1 rRNA gene is annotated in these 260 nt (G+C 39.2%); it reads right to left on the minus strand.

Annotated features, from left to right (window positions below):
- A 16S ribosomal RNA gene (locus IY568_RS24545) occupies positions 1–70 on the minus strand; the annotation flags it as partial.
- Between the last annotated feature and the right edge of the window lie 190 nt (positions 71–260).

The raw sequence follows: 260 nt of genomic DNA on the forward strand, positions 1-260 counted from the left end.
ACCGCTCGACTTGCATGTGTTAGGCCTGCCGCCAGCGTTCAATCTGAGCCATGATCAAACTCTTCAATTAAAAGTTTTTTGTTTGAAGTAAACTTCAAACCATGCTCAATGAATTCTGATTTTGATTCTTTCGAATCGAATTGACTGTTATAGTCACTCAGTTCAGTTGAGACTCTAAATTTTTGTGCGTCATTCAGTAAAACTGAAATCCGCTGTTAGAACTCAATCTGTACGAGTGCCCACACAGATGATTGCTTCAT

It is taken from the genome of Pseudoalteromonas sp. PPB1, assembly GCF_015356275.1.
Taxonomy (GTDB): domain Bacteria; phylum Pseudomonadota; class Gammaproteobacteria; order Enterobacterales; family Alteromonadaceae; genus Pseudoalteromonas; species Pseudoalteromonas rubra_D.